15 protein-coding genes are annotated in these 19428 nt (G+C 72.1%); 9 read left to right on the top strand and 6 right to left on the bottom strand.

Annotation, left to right across the window (positions count from 1 at the left end):
- A partial coding sequence (locus ACZ6R6_RS28610; RefSeq protein WP_470098392.1) for a dolichyl-phosphate-mannose--protein mannosyltransferase occupies nt 1-816 on the top strand: 816 nt, incomplete at its 5' end.
- Here the strand turns inward: ACZ6R6_RS28610 and ACZ6R6_RS28605 are convergent.
- Complete coding sequence (locus ACZ6R6_RS28605; RefSeq protein WP_470098390.1) at nt 764-2293, bottom strand: hypothetical protein; 1530 nt, start codon at nt 2291-2293, stop codon at nt 764-766. The genes ACZ6R6_RS28610 and ACZ6R6_RS28605 overlap by 53 nt on opposite strands.
- A 101-nt stretch (nt 2294-2394) precedes the next feature.
- On the opposite strand from ACZ6R6_RS28605, the gene ACZ6R6_RS28600 reads away from it, so the two are divergent.
- From ACZ6R6_RS28600 to ACZ6R6_RS28590, 3 genes are all read left to right on the top strand, one after another.
- A complete protein-coding gene (locus ACZ6R6_RS28600) occupies nt 2395-3651 on the top strand; it encodes a glycosyltransferase family 2 protein (protein ID WP_470098388.1) in 1257 nt (418 codons plus the stop codon).
- 25 nt (nt 3652-3676) lie between these two features.
- The gene (gene metG / locus ACZ6R6_RS28595; protein ID WP_470098386.1) at nt 3677-5458 is read left to right on the top strand and encodes a methionine--tRNA ligase; all 1782 of its coding nucleotides are present in this window, start codon (nt 3677-3679) and stop codon (nt 5456-5458) included.
- A 62-nt stretch (nt 5459-5520) separates the two neighbouring features.
- On the top strand, nt 5521-6381 hold the full coding sequence (locus tag ACZ6R6_RS28590) for a TatD family hydrolase (protein WP_470098384.1): 861 nt from the start codon (nt 5521-5523) through the stop codon (nt 6379-6381).
- 33 nt (nt 6382-6414) lie between these two features.
- On the opposite strand, the gene ACZ6R6_RS28585 is transcribed toward ACZ6R6_RS28590, so the two are convergent.
- Together ACZ6R6_RS28585 and ACZ6R6_RS28580 are read right to left on the bottom strand one after the other, a co-directional pair.
- Entirely contained in the window at nt 6415-7797 is a 1383-nt protein-coding gene (locus ACZ6R6_RS28585) for an FG-GAP repeat protein (protein WP_470098382.1), read from the bottom strand.
- A complete protein-coding gene (locus ACZ6R6_RS28580; protein ID WP_470098380.1) occupies nt 7794-9443 on the bottom strand; it encodes a serine/threonine-protein kinase in 1650 nt (549 codons plus the stop codon). The genes ACZ6R6_RS28585 and ACZ6R6_RS28580 overlap by 4 nt, the downstream gene beginning before the upstream one ends.
- Nucleotides 9444-9605: 162 nt before the next feature.
- On the opposite strand from ACZ6R6_RS28580, the gene rsmA reads away from it, so the two are divergent.
- The 3 genes from rsmA to ACZ6R6_RS28565 all read left to right on the top strand — a co-directional run bounded on the left by rsmA (nt 9606) and on the right by ACZ6R6_RS28565 (nt 13391).
- Nucleotides 9606-10463, top strand: a complete 858-nt coding sequence (gene rsmA / locus ACZ6R6_RS28575; protein WP_470098378.1) for a 16S rRNA (adenine(1518)-N(6)/adenine(1519)-N(6))-dimethyltransferase RsmA — start codon at nt 9606-9608, stop codon at nt 10461-10463.
- 204 nt (nt 10464-10667) lie between these two features.
- On the top strand, nt 10668-11570 hold the full coding sequence (locus ACZ6R6_RS28570) for a 4-(cytidine 5'-diphospho)-2-C-methyl-D-erythritol kinase (protein ID WP_470098376.1): 903 nt from the start codon (nt 10668-10670) through the stop codon (nt 11568-11570).
- A gap of 27 nt (nt 11571-11597) precedes the next feature.
- Nucleotides 11598-13391, top strand: coding sequence for an ABC-F family ATP-binding cassette domain-containing protein (locus ACZ6R6_RS28565; protein WP_470098374.1), 1794 nt, complete (start codon nt 11598-11600; stop codon nt 13389-13391).
- Between the two features lie 48 nt (nt 13392-13439).
- On the opposite strand, the gene ACZ6R6_RS28560 is transcribed toward ACZ6R6_RS28565, so the two are convergent.
- On the bottom strand, nt 13440-13970 hold the full coding sequence (locus tag ACZ6R6_RS28560) for a MarR family winged helix-turn-helix transcriptional regulator (RefSeq protein ID WP_470098372.1): 531 nt from the start codon (nt 13968-13970) through the stop codon (nt 13440-13442).
- 56 nt (nt 13971-14026) lie between these two features.
- Between ACZ6R6_RS28560 and ACZ6R6_RS28555 the strand changes: the two genes are divergently transcribed.
- Complete coding sequence (locus ACZ6R6_RS28555; protein WP_470098370.1) at nt 14027-14791, top strand: trans-aconitate 2-methyltransferase; 765 nt, start codon at nt 14027-14029, stop codon at nt 14789-14791.
- A gap of 90 nt (nt 14792-14881) precedes the next feature.
- Nucleotides 14882-16360, top strand: a complete 1479-nt coding sequence (locus ACZ6R6_RS28550) for a CYTH and CHAD domain-containing protein (RefSeq protein WP_470098368.1) — start codon at nt 14882-14884, stop codon at nt 16358-16360.
- A 127-nt stretch (nt 16361-16487) separates the two neighbouring features.
- Here ACZ6R6_RS28550 and ACZ6R6_RS28545 read toward each other — a convergent pair whose 3' ends face one another.
- Both ACZ6R6_RS28545 and ACZ6R6_RS28540 read right to left on the bottom strand, forming a co-directional pair.
- Nucleotides 16488-17366: an NUDIX hydrolase gene (locus ACZ6R6_RS28545; protein ID WP_470098366.1), complete on the bottom strand. Its 879-nt coding sequence runs from the start codon at nt 17364-17366 to the stop codon at nt 16488-16490.
- Complete coding sequence (locus ACZ6R6_RS28540; RefSeq protein WP_470098364.1) at nt 17359-19422, bottom strand: RNA degradosome polyphosphate kinase; 2064 nt, start codon at nt 19420-19422, stop codon at nt 17359-17361. Before ACZ6R6_RS28540 ends, ACZ6R6_RS28545 begins: the two co-directional genes overlap by 8 nt.
- Between the last annotated feature and the right edge of the window lie 6 nt (nt 19423-19428).

Genomic DNA, 19428 nt, shown 5'->3' with positions numbered 1-19428 from the left:
GCCTTCGCCGTGATGTCCCTGATCTGGGACGCCGGCGCCCGCCGCGCCGTCGGACTGCGCAGGCCGTACGGCGGGATGTTCGGCAAGGACCTGCCCACCGCGCTCCTGGCCGTGCTGCTGGTCCCGGCATTCACCTACATGGCCTCGTGGACCGGCTGGTTCGCCTCCCCGCTGGGCTGGGGGCGCAACTGGGCCCAGACGACCTCCCAGGGGCCGGCGTACTTCGTCTTCGACTCGATCCGGTCGTGGCTCAACTACCACTTCCAGGTCCTCGGCTTCCACACCGGCCTGGCCACCCCGCACAGCTACCAGTCCGAGCCCTGGAGCTGGCCGCTGCTGCTGCGCCCGGTGGCCTTCTTCTGGGAGACGCCGGGCGGCTGCGGAGCCGAGACCTGCGCCCAGGAGGTGCTCGGGGTCGGCACCCCGGTCATCTGGTACGGCGGGCTGGCCGCGCTCATCGCGATGATCGCCTGGTACGTCGCCACCCGCGACTGGCGCGCCGGAGCGGTCCTGCTGGCCTACACCGGTGGCTGGCTGCCCTGGTTCTACTGGGCCATCGCCGACAACCGGACCATGTATCTGTTCTACGCGATCCCCATGGTCCCGTTCATGATCCTCGCACTGACCCTGGCCGCCGGACTGGTCATCGGGAAGGCGGAGGCCGCGCCCAACCGCAGGGCGGTCGGGGCCGCGTTCGCCGGGGCCTTCATGATCCTCGCGCTGGTCAACTTCGCCTGGCTCCACCCGGTGCTCGTCGCCGAGATCATTCCGCACTCGCAGTGGTGGGCGCGGATACTGCTGTCGCGGTGGGTCTAGCGAACCCCCGGCGCAGGGAGATCGCGGCGGCGAGGCAGGCCAGCGGCACCGCCGGCAGCAGGTAGCGGTAGTCGAACTCGGCGGTCGCGGCCGGGGCCAGGATGAGGCCGAAGGCGGCCAGCCACGGCAGCAGCACCGGTCCGCCCAGGGTGCGCCAGCGCACCGCCACCCCGGCCAGGCCGATCAGCAGCAGGAGGCCGACGACGATGCCGGGCAGCCTGACCGTCCGCTGGTAGGCCTGCATGAAGGAGGCCCAGGGGTCGTGGAGCTGGGTGCCGATCACGCTCTGCCGGCCGCGGATCTCCGCCGTCGGCAGGCCCGGATCGTATCTGCGCGCGTCGCCGTCGGTGGTGCCCTTGTAGGACGACCAGGCGGGCAGCACCTTGTCCTCGAAGGAGAACTCGTACTGCTGGAAGGTCGCGTAGTCGGGGAAGCGCGGCCGGCCCCAGTGGAAGGCGCGGAAGAAGTCGACGGCCACCTTGGCGAGGTAGTCGCCCGGCTGGGACAGGATGGCCCGCTTGGCGAAGGTCCCGGCGGTCTGGTTCATCTGCGGGGTGAACGTGCTGCCCGTCCCGAAGGCGTGGAAGCGCTGGCCGCCCCTGGCCCACCACAGGTAGTTCTGGCCGGAGAAGCTGCGCTCGCTCGGCGGGGCGGTGATGCACAGCAGCGCCAGCTCCAGCTCCTTGCGGGGGTCGACCCCCATCTTCGTGCAGTCGGCGAACAGCGCGGTGCGCATGTAGAGGATCGCGCCGTCGCTGTTGGTCATGGCGTAGTTGCCGTGCGCGGAGGCGAACCAGCCCATGTAGCCGAGCACCGGGACCGCGCACGCGGTCACCATGGCAGTGATCGGCTTCCACCCGGTGCGCTTGATCAGCATGTAGGCGCAGACCAGGGCGAGGATCGGCAGTCCGATCGACCGGGTCAGCGCGGTGAGGGCGAGCAGCAGGCCGATGACCGCGCCGAGCCGCCAGGACACCTTCCGGTGCCAGAGCACCAGCGTGATGACGCCCATGACCAGCAGCATGAACATCGTGTCGGACATGATCAGGTGTTCGAGCTGGATCTGGTAGGCGTCGAACAGCACCGGCACGGTGGCCAGCGTCGCCCCCCAGCCGGGCAGCCCGAACCTCCTGCGCAGCAGCGCGTAGACCAGCACCGCGATGGACAGGCCCATCAGGTGCTGGGTGAAGGCGACCAGGCCGAAACTGTGGAAGGGGCGCAACAGCAGCAGCCAGAAGGAGTAACCGTTCGGGCGCAGGGCACTGGGGCGTTCGGGGTTGACCGCCCCCGACACGTATTCGAAGGAGTCGTTGAACCACAGGGCCGGGCCGTACCCGAGCATGGTGACCACACGCAGCACGAACGCCAGCGCGAGCGCGGCCACGAAGAGGCGATGGCGGCGTAGGAAAGCCCGCAGGCGCGCGCTCCAGTCAGCTGGAGGCACCTCCAGACGTGCTCGTTCTGCGACGGTCACCATGCATTACAGGATGCCAGTCGTTTCACGGAGTTGACCCGCGCAGTAGAGGTTAGAGGGCATCATGATGAGATTGGCCTGTGCCGTAAATGAAGGGTTGAGACGTGGAACTGACCGTGGTGATGCCTTGTTTGAATGAGGCGGAGACCGTGGAGACCTGCGTACGCAAGGCACTGGCCTGCATGCGGGAACACGGGATCGACGGAGAAGTGCTGATCGCCGACAACGGCAGCACCGACGGCTCGCAGCAGCTCGCGCGGGACGCCGGGGCCCGGGTGGTGCACGTTGACGCCAAGGGTTACGGGAACGCCCTCATGGGCGGCATCCGGGCGGCCCGGGGCAGATACGTCATCATGGGCGACGCCGACGACTCCTACGACTTCACCGCGCTGCTGCCGTTCGTCGAGCAGCTGCGCGACGGGGCCGACCTGGTGATGGGCAACCGGTTCAAGGGCGGCATCGCGCCGGGCGCCATGCCCCCGCTCCACCGCTACCTCGGCAACCCGGTGCTGTCCTTCATCGGCCGCCTGTTCTTCCCCAGCGCGATCGGCGACTTCCACTGCGGCCTGCGCGGCTTCCGGCGCGACTCCATCATCAAGCTCGGCCTGCAGACCGGCGGCATGGAGTTCGCCAGCGAGATGGTGGTGCGCTCGACGCTGTCCGGGCTGGACGTGCGCGAGGTGCCCACCACGCTGTCGCCCGACGGCCGCTCCCGCCCGCCGCACCTGCGCTCCTGGCGCGACGGCTGGCGCCACCTGCGCTTCCTCATGCTCTACAGCCCGCGCTGGCTGTTCCTCATCCCGGGCATGGTCCTGATGACCATCGGCCTGGTCGCGGGCGCCGCCCTGACCTTCGGCCCGGTCTACATCGGCAAGCTCGCCTTCGACGTCGACACCCTGGTCGGCGCCTCCGCCGCGGTGGTGATCGGCTTCCAGGCGGTGCTGTTCGCGGTGTTCACCAAGGTCTACGCGGCCGAGGAGGGCTTCCTGCCCGAAGACAGGCGGGTGCGCAAGCTCGTCGACATCGTGACCCTGGAGAAGGGCCTGGTCGTCGGCGGCCTGCTGGCCCTGGCCGGTCTGGGCGGCCTGGTCGCCTCGCTGGTCCACTGGCAGACGCGCAGCTTCGGCACGCTGATCCCCTCCGAGTCGCTGCGCCTGGTCGTGCCCTCGGCCACCGCGCTGATCATGAGCTTCCAGACCATCTTCGCGGCGCTGTTCGTCAGCATCCTCGGCATCCGCCGGACCAAGGAGACGCTCGTCGACGTGGCGGCCTCCGCGGCCGAGGAGGCCGCCGAGGCCGTGACCCGGGAGGGCGCCGAGGAGGCGGCCGAGGCCGTATCCCGGGAGAGCACCAAGGCCTGAGTCCGCGTCCCTTAGGCTTGGCATCATGTCCCAGCACATCCTGACCGCGGTCGCGTGGCCCTACGCCAACGGCCCCCGCCACATCGGGCACGTCTCCGGATTCGGCGTGCCGTCCGACATCTTCAGCCGCTACCAGCGGATGGTGGGCAACAAGGTCCTGATGGTCAGCGGGACCGACGAGCACGGCACCCCCATCCAGGTGCAGGCCGACAAGGAGGGCGTCAGCGCCCGGGAGCTCGCCGACCGCTACAACAGGGTGATCGTCGAGGACCTCCGGGCGCTGGGTCTGTCCTACGACCTGTTCACCCGGACCACGACCGGCAACCACTACGCCGTGGTCCAGGAGATCTTCAAGGGCCTCCACGCCAACGGCTACATCTTCCCCAAGACCACGATGGGGGCGATCTCGCCCTCCACCGGCCGCACCCTCCCCGACCGCTACATCGAGGGCACCTGCCCGATCTGCCACTACGACGGCGCCCGCGGCGACCAGTGCGACAACTGCGGCAACCAGCTCGACCCGATCCAGCTCATCAACCCGGTCAGCAAGATCAACGGTGAGACGCCGATCTTCGTCGAGACCGAGCACTTCATGCTCGACCTGCCCGCCTTCGCCGAGGTGCTCGGCTCCTGGCTGCAGTCCAAGCAGGGCGACTGGCGGCCCAACGTGCTGAAGTTCGCCCTCAACCTCCTGGGCGACCTGCAGCCCCGGGCGATCAGCCGCGACCTCGACTGGGGCGTGCCGATCCCGCTGGAGGGCTGGAGCGAGCAGGCCAACAAGCGGCTCTACGTCTGGTTCGACGCCGTCATCGGCTATCTCAGCGCCTCCATCGAGTGGGCCCGCCGCTCCGGCGACCCGGACGCCTGGCGGCAGTGGTGGCAGAACCCCGAGGCCCGTGGTTACTACTTCATGGGCAAGGACAACATCGTCTTCCACGCCGAGATCTGGCCGGCGATCCTGCTCGGCTACAACGGCCAGGGGGCCCGCGACGGCGCCCCCGGCTCGCTCGGCGCGCTGAACCTGCCGTCGGAGGTCGTCTCCAGCGAGTTCCTGACCATGGAGGGACGCAAGTTCTCCTCCTCCCGCCAGGTCGTCATCTACGTGCGCGACTTCCTGGCCCGCTACGACGCCGACGCGCTGCGCTACTACATCGCGGTGGCCGGCCCGGAGAACCAGGACACCGACTTCACCTGGTCGGAGTTCCTCAACCGCAACAACGGCGAGCTGGTGGCGGCCTGGGGCAACCTGGTCAACCGCTCGATCTCGATGGCCGCCAAGAACTTCGGCGTCATCCCCGAGGCGGGCGACCTCACCGACGCCGACCGCGCGATGCTGGAGCGGAGCCGGTCGGCCTTCCCGAAGGTCGGCGCCGAGCTTGAGCGCTCCCGGTTCAAGAACGGGATCACCGAGGCGTTCGACGTCATCCGCGAGGCCAACAAATATCTGGCCGAGCAGGAGCCGTGGAAGATCAAGGACAACCCCGAGCGGGTCAAGTCCATCCTCCACGTGGCCCTGCAGATCGTCGACGACGCGAAGACCATGCTCACCCCCTTCCTCCCCAACTCCTCCAACAAGGTCTACGAGATGCTCGGCGGCACCGGCCTGTGGTCGGGCATGCCGGAGATCGAGGAGGTCGACGAGGAGGGTGGCCGCACCTACCCGATCATCACCGGCTCCTACGAGGGCGCCGCGCGCTGGGAGTCCACCCCGATCCGGGCCGGCCTCCCGCTCGCCCCGCCGACCCCGCTGTTCCCCAAGCTCGACCCCAAGATCGTCGAGGAGGAGCTCGCCCGCCTGAGCGGGTGAGACGGGCCGCCCGGCCCCGCGCCCGGCGCGGGCCTGGGCGGCACCTCGATAGGTTGGACGGTGTGAGCACGACGAAGCTTCCCGCCGCCCCCGAGCCCCTGGCCACCGAGGTGTTCGACAGCCACTGCCACCTGGACATCATGGTGGGCAACCGCCAGGCGTCCTCCGGAGACCCCGTCGCCCAGGCCGCTCAGGCGGCCCGGGCGAGCGTCGAGGGGATCCTGCGGGAGGCCCGCGCGGTCGGCGTGACCCGGCTCGTCACGATCGGTTACGACCTGCCGTCCTCCCGCTGGAACGCCGAGACCGCGGGGCTCCACGACGGCGTCTACGCCGGGGTGGCGATCCACCCCAACGAGGCGCACGCCTCGACGCCGGAGACCCTCGCCGAGATCGAGGAGCTCGCCCGCCTCCCGCACGTCAGGGCGGTGGGGGAGACCGGGCTCGACTACTACCGCGACTGGGCCTCCAAGGACGACCAGCACGCCAGCTTCCGGGCCCACATCGAGATCGCCAAGCGGACCGGCAAGGCCCTGGTCATCCACGACCGCGAGGCCCACGCCGACGTGCTGCGCGTGCTGGCCGAGCAGGGCGCCCCGGACGTCGTGGTCTTCCACAGCTTCTCCGGCGACGCCGAGATGGCCGGGCAGTGCGTCGAGGCCGGTTACTTCATGTCCTTCTCCGGGCCGGTCACCTACAAGAACGCCGCCTACCTCCGCGAGGCCGCGGCGGTCGCGCCCAAGGAGCTGATGCTCGTCGAGACGGACGCGCCCTACCTCCCGCCGACGCCGCACCGGGGCAAGCCCAACGCGCCCTATCTCATCCCCCTCACGCTCCGCTGCCTGGCCGAGGTCAAGGGGATGGGCACGGACGAGCTGGCCGCGGCCGTCAACGCCAACGGGGAGACCGTCTTCGGACGCTGGTGACCGCACCCGCCCGTCCCGGCGGGCGGCGGGCGGTCAGCCCACCGCCGCGCCGAAGTCGGCAGAGCCGCCGCCGGCGACGCCGGGCACCTTGCCGGTCCCCGGCGAGAGCGGGATCCCGGTGGCGTCGTTGCGGCCCAGCAGCGTCACCGCCCCCGCGGCACCCCGGTCCGGCGCGCCGACCACCAGGCGGTTCCCGCTGAACCCCACCGACCAGCCGGAGCGGTCACCGGGCCCGCCCCGCCCGACCAGCCGGGCCCGCCCCGGCTCCCGCACCGGCGTCAGCCATACGCCGCCCCGCTGGTCCGGCCCGTCGAACGGGACGCCGACGGCCAGCCGGGCGCCGGCCTCCCCGGTGAAGGCCAGCGAGAAGCCGTATCCCTCGCCCGCGGCGCCCTCCGCCCCCTGGTCGAAGGCGCCCGCGGCGGTGATCTCCGCGGTGCTGGACGCCTGGAAGAGCCGGACCAGCCCGGAGTCCTTCACCCGGCCGCCGTCGCCGAGCGGCGCGCTCACCGCCAGGTAGGCCACGTCGCCCTCCTCGGCGTAGGCCATCGCGTAGCCGAACCGGTCGCCCGCGCCGGCGTCGGTGAGCTCGTGGAGGCTCCATCCCCGGCCGGCGTACGTCTCCCGGGCGCCGCGCACGTCGTAGATCACGGAGATCGCCCCCGAGTCGGGCGTGCCCGCGCCGTCCTGCCGCCCCGGCCCGTCGTCGTTCTCGTACGGCGCGCCGACCGCGAGGTCAGGCTCGCCGGGGGCGCCGCCGAGCCTGCCGACCGCCACGGACCAGCCGAACATGTCGCCGGTCTCGCCGTTGCCGGAGACGCCCCCGGTGTCCTGGGAGATCCGCCTGCCCCTGCCGAGCGCGCCGGCCTCGAACAGGTACGCCGCCCCGGCGTCGGTCACCCCGCCGACGTCCTCGTACGGCGCGCCGACCGCCACCAGGTCTCCGCCGGAGGCCAGGGACCAGCCGAAGTGGGCGCCGGCCTCCGGCTCGGGGGCGACCAGGCGGACCGCCGCCCGCTCCGCCCCGCCGTACACGGCGTAGACCGCGCCCGCATCCGGCCGTCCCGAAACGTCGGCGTACGGCGCGCCGATCAGCAGGTCCGCGCACCGGTCGGCGTCGAGGTGGGTCAGCTTCACCGACCATCCGAAGCCGTCGCCCGCGGCGGGTGCGGGGGCGCTCACGGCCCTGCCGCCCGTGCCCCGCCCGAACAGCACGTGCGCGCTGCCGGCGCCGTAGATCCCGCCGGGGGCGGCGAACGGGTCGCCGGCCACCGTGTCGTCGGTGCCGTCGCCGTCGAAGTCGCTCACGCCCGCCCCGGAGCAGTCGGCGGCGGAGACCGCGGGGAGGGAGACCGCGGAGGCGGTGGGCAGCAGCGGGAGCGCGGCCGCGAGCAGCAGGGACGCCAGGGTTCTCACGACAGCCTCACCTCGATCTCCGTCCCGCCCTCGATCACCCGGCCGGTCAGCTTCAGCGGCCTGCGGACCGGGGGCAGGTCGTAGACGAGCACGCCGTCCACCCTGCCGCCGGGGGCCAGAGCGGCCGGCAGGCCGGTCGAGACCGGCTCGGGGCTGTGGACCGCCCCGCGGTCGTCCAGCAGGGTGAGGGGGGCGCGGCTGAGCGGCGCCGCCCTGCCGGTGGCGTTGAGCAGGGTCCACCGGAGCACGCAGAACCGGCCGCGGGCCGGGACGGCGCCCCGGTAGCCGGTCAGGCCGCACTGCGGGGCCCGCGGGATGATCAGTTGCGGGTCCTCGAAGAGGGAGCCGGTGGCGATCCGCCTGCCCACGTCGGTGGCGCCGGTCGGGGCGACGGTCTCCCCCCGCGGCCCCTGCACGGTCCTGCCGCCGGCGTTGACCAGCACGAGGGCCGTGACCGCCAGGGCCGCCGCCACGACCGGTACGGCGAGCAGCCAGCGCCGTCGCGAGGGTCTCCCGGCGGGAGCCGCACCGGGCGGCGCGGGAGCCGTACCCGGCGGGGCGGGCCGCGCCCCGGACGGGGCGGGTACGGCGGCCGCGGCCCGGGACGGGGAGGCCGAGGGGGCGTCCGTGTCCGGGAGGGCCAGGGGCCGGGTGGAGTCGGGCGCCACGTTGGCGGGAGGCTCCCACGACCGGTTCAGCATGTCGGTGGCGAGGGTGGGCGGGTCCGCCGGGGCGGGGGCCGCCGTGGCCGGTGCCGCGATCCCGCCACCGACCAGGGCGATCAGCAGATCCTGGGCGGTGGGCCGCTGGTAGGGGTCCATCGCGGTGGCCCGGCGGACCAGGTCGTCGAGCGGCGCGGGCAGCGCGCCCAGGTCGGGCGGGCTGTTCAGCAGCCGGGTGGCCATGGTGATCAGGTCGCCCCGGCCGTAGGGGTGGCGGCCGTTGCCCGCGTAGGCGACCAGGCACCCCCAGGCGAAGACGTCGGCGGCCGGGGTGATCTCCAGGCCGCGCACCTGCTCGGGGGCCCACCAGCCGGGGCTGCCGAGGACCTCGCCCGACTGGGTGAAGCCCTGGGTGGAGTCCAGCGCCCGGGCGATGCCGAAGTCGATCACGCGGGGCCCGGACATCGACAGGATCACGTTGGCGGGTTTGAGGTCGCGGTGGACCAGCCCGGCGACGTGGATGGCGGCCAGCGCGGCGGCGACCCCGAGGGCCACGCCGTGCAGGGGACCGGGTTCGAGCGCGCCGTGCAGCGCGATCTGGCGGGACAGCGGCGTGCCGGCGATGTATTCGGTGACCATGTACGGACGGCCGTCCTCGGCGTTGCCGTTGTCGAGCACCTGGGCGGTGCAGAAGGAGGCCACCCGCCGGGCGTTGCGCACCTCCGCGTGGAACCGCGCGGCGAACCCGTCCTCGACCGCGAACTCGGCCTTGACCATCTTGAGCGCCACCGGCCGGCCGGTGGGGGCCAGCGCGAGGTAGACGGTGCCCATGCCTCCCTCGCCGAGGCGGCCGAGCAGCCGGTAGTCCCTGACCTGCTCGGGATCGCCGGGGCGCAGCCCCTCGGCGCCGGCCCGGCTCACGTCCTCACCACGGGGCGGATCCCCTTCCTCGCCGACGATCCCCCGTGTGGCAACGTTATCCATAACGGAACCTCTCGTGTCCATCACGCGTCATCGCAGTCTGTTCGATGCGCGAAACTTGTCGGATGACGTGGGGAGTGCAGCCGTGAGCGAACGCAGCGGACGAACGAACAGCAACAGCGGCCCTGCGGACGCAGGCGTCGTCTCTCCGGGCGGGGCACCAGCATGAGCCTTCTCGGTCCGGTGGAAATACGTAATTTGGCGGAGAAGCTGGATATCCGGCCGACGAAGAAGCTCGGCCAGAACTTCGTGATCGACGGCGGCACGGTCCGCCGGATCGTCCGGGTCGCCGGGCTGCGGCCCGACGACGTGGTCATCGAGGTCGGCCCCGGCCTGGGTTCGCTCACCCTCGCGCTGCTCCCCGAGGTCCGTCACGTGGTGGCGGTGGAGATCGACCCGGTCCTGGCCGCCCAGCTCCCGCTGACCGTCGCCGAGCGCGCCCCGGAGTCCGCCGGGCGCCTCACCGTCGTGCTGGCCGACGCCCTGCGGGTCCAGCCCGGCGACCTGCCGGAGGACGGGCCGACCGCGCTGGTGGCCAACCTGCCCTACAACGTCTCCGTCCCGGTGGTGCTGCACCTGCTGGAGACCCTGCCGTCCCTGCGCAACATCCTGGTCATGGTCCAGTCCGAGGTCGCCGACCGGCTGGCCGCCGTGCCCGGCTCCAAGATCTACGGCATCCCCTCGGTCAAGGCGGCCTGGTACGCCGACGTCCGCCGGGCCGGACCCGTCGGCCGCACGGTCTTCTGGCCGGTCCCCAACGTCGACTCCGGCCTCGTCGCGATGGCGCGCCGCGAGCCCCCGGCGACCAGGGCCACCCGCGAGGAGGTCTTCGCCGTCGTGGACGCCGCCTTCGCCCAGCGCCGCAAGACCCTGCGCGCCGCGCTGGCCTCCTGGGCCGGTACGGCCGCCGCCGCGGAGCGGGCGCTGCGGGCCGCCGGGATCGACCCCGCGCAGCGGGGCGAGCAGCTCACCGTCGAGGATTTCGCGCGGATCGCCGAGCACCGCGCGGAGGCGGCCGGCTGAGGGGACCCCTGGAGGGGATCGGTGGAGGGGCCCGTGACGGACGCCCGTGGAGGGGATCGGTGGAGGGGCCCGTGGCGGACGACCGTGGAGGGGATCCGTGGCGGACGCCCGTGGTGGGGGTCCGTCGAGGGGTCTGCGCGGGATGGCTGGACACCCCGTTACGATCGGGACCGTGACGAGCAAGCGAGCGCCGATGAGGGACGCATGAACTCCGTGACCGTCCGTGTGCCCGCCAAGGTCAACCTGCAGCTGGCGGTCGGGCCGCTGCGCGACGACGGCTACCACGACCTGGTGAACGTCTTCCACGCGGTCTCGATCTTCGACGAGGTGACGGCCACGGCGGAGACCGGGATGAGCGTCCGGGTCGAGGGCGAGTCCGCCGACCAGGTGCCCGAAGACGACGACAACCTCGCCATCCAGGCCGCCCTCGCGCTGGCCAGGCACGCGGGCCGCTCCTACGGGGTGAACCTGGTCATCCGTAAGGCGATCCCGGTGGCGGGCGGCATGGCCGGCGGCAGCGCCGACGCCGCCGCCGCGCTGGTCGCCTGCAACGAGCTGTGGGGCCTGGGCCTGCCGGTCGAGGACCTGCTGGAGATCGCCGCCGACCTCGGCAGCGACGTCCCGTTCGCGCTGCTCGGCGGGACGGCCGTCGGCACCGGCAGGGGAGAGCGGCTCACCCCGCTGGAGGTCGGGGGCACCTTCCACTGGGTGTTCGCCCTGGCCGACGGCGGCCTGTCCACGGCCAGGGTCTACGCCGAGTGCGACCGCCTGCGCGAGGCGACCGGTGAGAAGGTCGCCTGGCCCCAGGCCGCCGACCCGCTGCTGGCCGCGCTCCGCCGGGGCGACGCCAAGGCCCTCGGCGCCGAGCTGGCCAACGACCTGCAGCCCGCCGCCGTGATGCTCCGCCGCTCGCTGGCCCGCACCCTGGAGGCCGGCCGCGAGCACGGCGCCCTCGGCGACCTCGTCTCAGGTTCCGGCCCCACCTGCGCCTTCCTGGCCGATTCCGAGGCCCACGCCGAGCAGCTGGCCCTGTCCCTGAGGGCCGCGGGCGTGGCCCGCGACGTCATCACCGCCTACGGTCCCGTCCCCGGTCCGACGGTGGTATAGGCCGGGAGCCGATACCCTTGTAGGGCGATGAATCTGGTCAATCTTGAGTCGGTCTCCCACTCCTACGGTCCCAAGCCGCTGCTCAGCGACGTCTCCCTCGGCATCGAGGCGGGCGACCGCGTCGGGGTGGTCGGCCGCAACGGCGGCGGCAAGACCACGCTCATCTCGGTGATCGCCGGCGATCTCAAGCCCAACGGCGGGCGGGTCACCCACAGCCGGGGCCTGCACGTCGGGACCCTGTCCCAGGGCGACGACCTCGACCCGGCGCTGTCGGTGCAGGACATCGTCCTGGGCGGCAGGCCCGAGCACGAATGGGCCGGTGACGCGGGCATCCGCGAGATCCTGGCCAGCCTGCTCGGCGACATCGACCTCACCGCGCTCGCCGGCAGCCTGTCGGGCGGTGAGCGGCGCCGCACGGCCCTGGCCAAGCTGCTCATCGACGAGCACGATCTGATCATCCTGGACGAGCCCACCAACCACCTCGACATCGAGGCCATCGACTGGCTGGCCAGGCACCTGTCGGGCCGGAAGACCGCGTTGCTGGTCGTCACCCACGATCGGTGGTTCCTGGACGCGGTCTCCACCAGGACCTGGGAGGTCGTCGACGGCTCGGTCGAGCGCTACGAGGGCGGATACGCCGCCTACGTGCTCGCCAAGGCCGAGCGCGCCCGGATCGCCGCCGCCTCCGAGGCCCGCCGCCAGAACCTGATGCGCAAGGAGATCGCCTGGCTCCGCCGGGGCCCGCCCGCGCGCACCTCCAAGCCCAAGTTCCGCATCGAGGCGGCCCAGGCGCTGATCGCCGACGAGCCCCCGGCCCGGGAGAGCGTCGAGCTGGTCAAGTTCGCCGCCGCCCGGCTGGGCCGTACGGTCTACGACCTCGAAGACGTCACCCTGCACGCCGGCGGCCCCGGGCAGGGCCCGCTGGTCCTCGACCGCTCCACCTGGCAGTTCGGCCCGGGCGACCGGGTCGGCCTGATCGGGGTGAACGGCTCCGGCAAGTCCTCGGTGCTGCGGCTGCTGGCCGACACGGTCCAGCCCGACTCCGGCAGGGTCGTGCGGGGCCGTACGGTCCGCCTGGCGCACCTGTCGCAGGAGCTGGGCGAGCTCGACCCCACGCGCCGGGTGCTGGAGACCGTCGAGGAGGTCCGCAAGTTCATTCAGGTCGGTAAGAAGGAGTGGACCGCCTCCCAGCTCCTGGAGCGCCTCGGTTTCAAGGGCGACGCCCAGTGGAAGGTCGTCGGCGACCTGTCCGGCGGCGAGCGGCGCCGGCTCCAGCTGCTGCGCCTGCTGATGGACGACCCCAACGTGCTGCTGCTCGACGAGCCGACCAACGACCTCGACATCGAGACGCTCAACGAGCTGGAGGACCTGCTCGACGGCTGGCCCGGCACGCTGATCCTGGTCAGCCACGACCGTTACTTCCTGGAGCGGGTCTCCGACCGGATCGTCGCCCTGCTCGGCGACGGCAAGCTGTCGATGCTCCCCGGCGGCGTCGACGAATACCTGGCGCGCCGCGCCTCGGGCGCCGCGCTGTCGGCCCGGGCGGCCTCCGGCGTGGCGGCTCCGGCGACGGCCGCGCCGGCGCCCGCGTCCGGCCTGTCCGCCAAGGAGGAGCGCGAGCTCCGCAAGGACCTCTCCCGCCTGGAGCGCCAGCTCGACAGGCTGAGCGACCGCGAGGCCAAGCTGCATGCCTCCATGGCCGACGCCGCCGCCGACTACGGCCGCCTGGCCTCCCTCGACGCCGAGCTCAAGGACATCCTCGCGGAGAAGGACACGGTCGAGGGCGAATGGCTGGAGGTGGCCGACCGCCTCGGTGAATGAGGCCCGTTCGCTCCGATCGGTTTATCCCGGTTCACGGGGGAAGAGTGCTCAGTGCGCTCCGGTGTCGGTCGCGTCAAAAGGGACGAGTAGCGTGCGCAGCAGGCCCGCAAGGGCCTGCTGTTCATGTTTTCCGAGGCTGGCCAGCAGCTCGCGCTCGCGGCGGAGCAGGTCGGCGAAGGCGCTGTCCACCCGGCTCCGCCCGGCGTCGGTCAGGGAGACCAGGACCCCGCGCCGGTCTTCGGGGTCGGGGCGCCTGCGGACCAGTCCGGCGGCGGCGAGGCGGTCGATCCGGTTGGTCATCGTCCCGGAGGTGACCAGGGTCGCGCGGAGCAGGGCCCCGGGGCTCAGTTCGTACGGCTCGCCGGCCCTGCGCAGGGCCGTGAGCACGTCGAACTCCCAGTTCTCCAGGTCGTGCTCGGCGAAGGAGGCCCGGCGGGCGCGGTCCAGGTGGCGGGCGAGCCGGGAGACCCGGCTGAGCACCTGGAGCGGCTCCACGTCCAGGTCGGGCCGTTCCTGGCGCCAGGCGGCGACCAGCCGGTCGACCTCGTCGGCGTCGTGGTCCGCATGGTGCAGGGTCATGCCACGATTCTATCTCTCTTGACATCGAGATATCTCGCTCGATATCAATTATCTTGATGTCAAGAGATATGTGGGACCCTGTGATCTACGGTCGCTACGCCGACGAGCGCGCGCGGCCCTTCTTCGACCTTGTCGCAAGGATATCGGCCGAGCGTCCGGGCTACGTGGTGGACGCCGGCTGCGGCAGCGGCGAGCTCACCGCCGAGCTGGCCAGACGCTGGCCGGAGGCCGACGTCCACGGCTTCGACTCCTCTCCGGCGATGATCGGCGAGGCCCCGGCCGGCGGCCGGCTGACCTTCTCCGTCGGCGACGTCACGCGATGGCGTCCCGAGCGGCCGGTGGACGTGATCGTCTCCAACGCGGTCCTGCAGTGGGTGCCCGAGCACCGGGAGCTGCTGCCGCGCTGGGTCGGCGCGCTCGCCCCGGAGGGCTGGCTCGCCTTCCAGGTGCCGGGCAACTTCGACGCCCCCAGCCACGCCCTGGTCCGCGAGCTGTGCCGGACGCGATGGCGCGACCGGCTCGGTGACCTGGCCAGGGAGTCGCCGGTCGACGGCCCGGCCGGCTATCTCGACCTGCTCGCCGCGCAGGGGTGCCGGGTGGACGCCTGGGAGACCACCTACCTGCACGTGCTCCCCGGTGAGAACGCCGTGCTCAGATGGATCGCCGGCACCGCGCTGCGCCCCATGCTCGACCGGCTGGATCCCGGCGAGGCGGACGCCTTCCTCGGCGACTGCGCCGCCGTGCTGGAGGAGGCGTACCCGCGCCGGCCGTACGGGACGGTCTTCCCCTTCCGGCGCATCTTCGTGGTGGCCCAGAAATGATCGATTGCCCAGAGTTTCTAGACGGATAACCGGGCATCAATAAATACTGCTAGAACGCGGTAGATATCTGGGCAAATCAGGGGATGACCGGTGGCAATCGAGATCGAGGACAAATTCGACGTACCGGTGGACTATGAGATCCCCGAGCTGGCCGACATACCGGGAATCGCGGAAGCCGTCGGACCCAAGTCCCATCAGCTCGTCGCGCTCTACTTCGACACCCCCGACCTGAGGCTCGCCACCCGGGGCATCACCCTGCGGCGGCGCAGGGGCGGGACCGACCCCGGCTGGCACCTCAAACTGCCCCAGGCCAAGGGCGTCAAGCAGGAGATCACCCATCCCCTGACCCGGAGCATCAAGGCCGTCCCCCCGGAGCTGGCGGATCTCGTGCTCGCCTACACCCGGGGCGCCCCCCTCGCCCCGGTCGCCGAGCTCGTCACCCGCCGCGGGGTGACCACGCTGGTCAACGGCGCGGGCGTGCGGCTGGTGGAGATCGCCGACGACCGGGTAAAGGGCACGGTGTTCGGCGCCGAGCCCCACACCGAGCGCTGGCGCGAGGTCGAGGCGGAGCTGGTCGAGGGCGACGAGAAGCTGCTCCGCAAGGCCGGCAAGCGGCTGGCCAGAGCCGGGGCCGTCCCCGCCGGCTCCGCCAGCAAGCTCTCCCGCCTGCTCAACGCCGCCGCGCCCGTCCCCGAGCCGCCGCGTGCCGAGACCAGGCCGGGGTCGGCCGGTGAGGTCGTCATGGGCTACCTCTCCGCCCAGGCCGGCGCCCTGCTCGCCCAGGACCCCCGGGTACGGCGGGCCGAGGAGGACGCTGTGCACCAGATGCGCGTGGCCAGCCGCAGGCTCCGCAGCGCCCTGAAGTCGTTCAGGATGATCGTCGAAGGGAGCGAGCACCTCCAGGAGGAGCTCAAGTGGCTCGGCCGGATCCTCGGCGAGGCGCGTGACCTGGAGGTCATCCGGGCGCGGTTCGCCGGCAGGCTCGACGGCCTGGACGGCGCCATGGTCGTGGGCCCGGTGCGGGCGCGGCTCAGCTCCGACCTGCTGGACGCCGAGCACGAGGCCTACGACCGGATCAGGGAGACGCTCGGCGGGGAACGCTACTTCGCCCTGCTCGACGCCCTCGACGACGTGGTGGGCACCCCCGTGCTCGGCAAGGCCGCCCGCAGGTCCGCCGGAACCCTGGACGCCGTGGCCGCCAAGGGCTGGCGCCGGGTCACCCGGGCCTACGACAGGGCCCAGGCCGTCGAGGCCCCCGCCGAGCGCGAGCACGCCATGCACGACGTGCGCAAGGCGGCCAAGCGGGCCCGCTACACCGCCGAGGCGCTCGGGATGCAGAAGCTCGCCAAGCAGGCGGAGTCCGTACAGGAGGTGCTGGGCGCGCACCTGGACGGCGTCGTCGCACAGGGCCGGCTGGCGGCCGAGGCCGAGACCGCCAGGCTGGCCGGGGAGGACACCTTCACCTACGGCGTGCTGACCGGCCTGGAACGGGCCGAGGCCGAACGCGCCTCCGAGGAGTTCCCCCGTATCTGGGCCGAGACCACGCAGGCCGTCGGCAAGCTCCTGTGACCCCGGCGGGGCGACGCCGGGGCGACCGGACCCGCCCGCCGACCCGCCCGCCGCCCGCGGACCCGCCCGCCGACCCGCCCCCCGCCCGGCGCTGCCGCCCGCCGAGCCGGTGCCCCGGCCGGTACGGCTAGGTGAGGTAGCGGTCCATGCCGACGATCCTGCCGGCGGTGTGGTGCAGCACCATGAACGCGCCCTTGCGCAACTGCACGTCTCCCGGCCGGTCGCTGACCCCGGCGATCAGCTCGGGCAGCACCTTGCCGTGGCTGCACAGCGCCGTGGGCCGGTCGGCGGCCAGGGCCTTGGAGACCAGGCGCAGGGCGGCGCGGGGGTCGTAGTGGGTCTCCGACAGCAGGCGCTCGTGGCGGATCTCCAGGCCGCTCCGTCCGGCGTACGGCTCCAGGGTCTGCACGCACCGCCTGCTGGGGGAGCTGATCAGCTCGGTGGGGTGGTAGCCGGACAGCACGTCCGCGAGGACCTCGGCCTGCATCCTGCCGGCCTCGTCGAGCGGCCGCTCGTCGTCGTCGCCCTCCCAGTCCTGGCGTGACCCGGCCAGGCCGTGCCGGACCAGGACGAGCGGCGTGGTCTCCAGCGGCACCGCGGTGAGCGCGCGGAGCAGCCCGGCGTCCCACTCGTAGGTCAGCCGCCGCCTGGCCTCCTTCACCGGCAGCCAGACCACCTCGTCGACCTCCTCCACCGCGGTGTGGCGGTCTCCGGAGACGGCCCGGGCCGCCCAGTAGTCGACGCGCTTGAGCCGCTTGCCCTTCAGGTAGTGGATGGGCGGCAGCGACCGGCCGAGCAGGGCGGTGATCCCCGTCTCCTCGGCCACCTCGCGCAGCGCCCCGGCGATGACGTGCTCGCCGGGCTTCAGCTTCCCCTTCGGGAACGTCCAGTCGTCGTACTTCGGCCGGTGGACGAGCGCGACCTCGGGTGCGGACTCCGGGCCCCGCCAGACCACCGCCCCGGCGGCGCGGATCATGTCTGTCGGATGGACGTCCAGCTCAGTCATCAATCGTCCTCCACCTCCGGGTGCCGATCAGATGGGTCTGCAGGTCCTCGCCGCCGCGCCGGGACCAGGTCCCGTCCGAGTTGAGCCACCAGGTGGAGGTCTCCTCCGACATCGCCCGGTCGAGGAGGTCGCTGAGATAGATCCGCTGCTGCTGGCTGGTGACCTTGACCAGGGCCTCCACCCGGCGGTCCAGGTTGCGGCGCATCAGGTCCGCGCTGCCGATCCAGATCTCCGGCCTGCGCCCGCGTCCGAACTCGTAGATCCGTGAATGTTCGAGGAAGCGGCCCAGCACGCTCCTGACCCGGATGTTCTCCGACAGCCCCGGGACGCCCGGCCGCAGCGTGCACACCCCGCGCACCCACAGGTCGACCGGGACGCCGGCCTGGGAGGCGTGGTAGAGCGCGTCGATGATCGGCTCGTCCACCAGGGAGTTCGTCTTCATCCTGATGCCGGTCGGGCGCCCCGCCCGCTGGTGGGCGGTCTCCCGCTCGATCCTGGCCAGCAGCCCGCCGCGCATCGAGTGCGGGGCGACCAGCAGCCGCCGGTAGGCCGAGTGGTTGGAGTATCCGGTCAGGTGGATGAACAGGTCGGTGACGTCCTCGCCGACGAGCGGGTCGGCGGTGAGCAGCCCCAGGTCCTCGTAGACCCGGGCGGTCTTGGGGTTGTAGTTGCCGGTGCCGATGTGGCAGTAGCTGCGCAGCTCGCCGGAGGACTCCTGCCGTACGACGAGGGCCAGCTTGCAGTGGGTCTTCAGCCCCACCACCCCGTAGACCACGTGACAGCCGGCCCGCTCCAGCTTGCGCGCCCAGCTGATGTTGGCGTGCTCGTCGAACCGCGCCTTGATCTCCACCACCACGACGACCTGCTTGCCGCCCTCGGCCGCGTCGATCAGCGCGTCCACGATCGGCGAGTCACCGCTGGTCCGGTAGAGCGTCTGCTTGATGGCCAGCACGCTCGGGTCGGCCGCCGCCTGCTCGATGAAGCGCTGCACGCTCGTGGAGAAGGAGTCGTAGGGGTGGTGCAGCAGCACGTCCCGCTCGCGGAGCACCGCGAAGATGTCGTCCTCGACGTGGACGACCTCCGCGGGCACGAAGGGACGGAAGCCCAGCTCGCCCCGGTCCAGGTCGGCGATCGCGTGCAGCCCGGTCAGGTCCAGCGGGCCGGGCAGCCGGTAGATCTCGTGCTCGGCCACCCCCAGCTCGTCCACCAGCAGGTCGAGCACCTCGGGAGTGATGGTGTCCTCGACCTCCAGCCGGACCGGCGGGCCGAAGCGGCGTTTGAGCAGCTCCCGCTCCAGCGCCTGCATGAGGTTCTCGGTGACGTCCTCGTCCACGTCCAGGTCCTCGTTGCGGGTCACCCGGAAGACATGGTGCTCGACGACCTCCATGCCCTTGAAGAGCTGGCCGAGATGGGCGGCGATCACCTCTTCGAGCGGGACGAAGCGGTCCTTGGAGGCCGCCACGAAACGGGGGAGCTGGCTGGGCACCTTCACCCGGGCGAACACGGTGTGACCGGTCGCGGGATTGCGTACCGTCACGGCCAGGTTGAGCGACAGGCCGGAGATGTAGGGGAAAGGATGGGCGGGGTCGACGGCCAGCGGCGTCAGCACCGGCCGGATCCGCTCCCGGAACAGCCTGCGCATCTCGGTGCGCTCGTCCCGGCCGAGGTCCTCCCAGCGGGTGATCTCGATGCCCTCGGTGGCCAGCTGCGGGCAGAGCCGCTCGTGGAAACAGGCCGAGTGCCGCTGCGCGAGGTCGTCGGCTATGGCGGCGATCCTGGCCAGCTCCTCGCGGGGCTTCAGCCCGCTCTTGGTCCGCAGCAGCAGGCCGGTGGCCATCCGCCGTTTGAGGCCGGCCACCCGCACCCGGAAGAACTCATCCAGGTTGCTGGCGAATATCGCCAGGAACCTGACCCTCTCCAACAGCGGCAGGGACGGATCCTCCGCCAGTTCGAGAACCCGCTGATTGAACTGCAACCAGCTCTCCTCGCGATTGAGGAAGCGTTCTTGTGGAAGGGGCAGTCCTTCGGTGACGGGGTGCGCGGGTTCGGCGGACATATGACC

It is taken from the genome of Streptosporangium sp. NPDC048886 (genome assembly GCF_055586905.1).
Note: the sequence above shows the minus strand (reverse complement) of the source record. Positions and strands in the feature narration are given on the sequence as shown.